Genomic DNA, 1,442 nt, shown 5'->3' with positions numbered 1-1,442 from the left:
CCGCGATGGCCGATGTCGTCGGCAGCGCCATCATCAGCATCGGCACCACCGCGAACAACGCGAACGACGCCGCGACATCGCACGCGGTGGCCACCGTGAACAGCACGAACAGCCCCACGCCGAACACCACGTTGCGCGCCCCGAACACCCGCGACGGGCTGCCGTGGACCATCAGCTGGCGGCCCAGCGCCGCATACCACGGCACACCCAGCGTCAGCGCGCCGATCGCCACCGCCCGGTACGTCTGATCGCCGTCGGTGATGAACAGCAGCACGGTGGTGACGGCGTAACTGATCGAGAAGTAGCCGTCCCACAGCGCGAACCAGCGATTGCCGGCCTCGGGGGGCCGGCCGCCGCCGCTTCGCTCCGCCACGTCCACCTGGGTGTGAGTGCGCACAGGACAAGTCGTACCACCCACGGCCCCCCGCCGTGTCCACCGGTCGGTGGACAGCCGGTTCCACCGATCGGTCGTCCCGGCGTACACCCGTCCCCGCCTACGTTGAGTACAGCGGCGCAGGCAAGTGCGCGCAACCACGAAAGGCCACACGTCCCATGAGCCCGTTCCTCACCGCGCTCATCGCAAGCGCGACCATCCTCACCATCATCCTGGCCGCCGACCTCGGGCGCAGGAAAGTCACCAACATGCGGATGCTGCGCTCGATCCTCGCGGTCGCCATCGTCATCGCACTGTTCGTGCACTCCCTGCCCACGGCCGGGAACGACGTGTCGCTTCAGCTGGTCGGCATCGGTGCGGGAGCCATCTGCGGGCTGATCGCCGGGGCCCTGCTCCCCGCGCACAAAGACGACTCGGGCCAGATCTACACCACCGGCGGCGTCGGCTACGCTGTGCTGTGGATCGTGCTGTCCAGCGCCCGCGTCCTGTTCGCCTACGGCACGGAGCACTGGTTCCCCCAGGGCATCATCAAGTTCAGCATCGACTACAAGCTCAGCGGCCAGGACGTCTACGCCAACGCCTTCGTCTTCATGTCGCTCGCCATGGTGCTGGCGCGCACCGGTGTCCTGCTGGCCCGCCGCCACCGGCTGACCGCCGAGGGCCAGGGCGCCACCGCCCACGGCCGGTCCGGAGAACACGCCGGCACCGCGACGCGGTGACCCGCTGACCTCGATCCCCCCCGACCGGCCGGACCCCGCGAAGTGGAAGCAGTGAACCAGTGGCACACGCGACGGAAGACTCGATGAGGCAGGCGATGGGGCACCAGACGCGGCATCAGACGCGGCACAACGACGAAGTGAGGCTCCGCCCGCCCCGCCACCGCGTGGAGCGCCGAGCCGTCGCCTGGTGGACCACCCAGGCCTCCGTCTTCGCGCTCCCGCTCCCCATCGTCTTCGCGGTGCTCTACCTCTTCATCCCGCCCGCCCGCACCTGGTTCGGCTGGTGCCTGACCGCCACACTGGTCCCCGGCCTGCTCTACATGGCCGTC

At 69.5% G+C, this 1,442-nt stretch carries 1 protein-coding gene and 2 pseudogenes; 2 read left to right on the top strand and 1 reads right to left on the bottom strand.

From position 1 onward, the window contains the following. A pseudogene (locus IE249_RS38855) lies at positions 1-397 on the bottom strand (sensor histidine kinase); the annotation flags it as partial. Positions 398-552: 155 nt separating this feature from the next. On the opposite strand from IE249_RS38855, the gene IE249_RS29300 reads away from it, so the two are divergent. Then, positions 553-1,113, top strand: a complete 561-nt coding sequence (locus tag IE249_RS29300) for a hypothetical protein (RefSeq protein ID WP_189709568.1) — start codon at positions 553-555, stop codon at positions 1,111-1,113. Between the two features lie 137 nt (positions 1,114-1,250). Then, positions 1,251-1,442 (top strand): annotated as a pseudogene (locus IE249_RS38850) (PH domain-containing protein); the annotation flags it as partial.

The organism is Streptomyces anandii JCM 4720 (assembly GCF_014650655.1).
GTDB lineage: Bacteria > Actinomycetota > Actinomycetes > Streptomycetales > Streptomycetaceae > Streptomyces > Streptomyces anandii.
This window is presented reverse-complemented; position numbering and strand designations above follow the sequence as displayed.

Excerpts from the sequence above, each read along its gene's own strand:
- IE249_RS29300 (WP_189709568.1), top strand. The coding sequence starts at position 553 with ATGAGCCCGTTCCTCACCGCGCTCATCGCAAGCGCGACCATCCTCACC.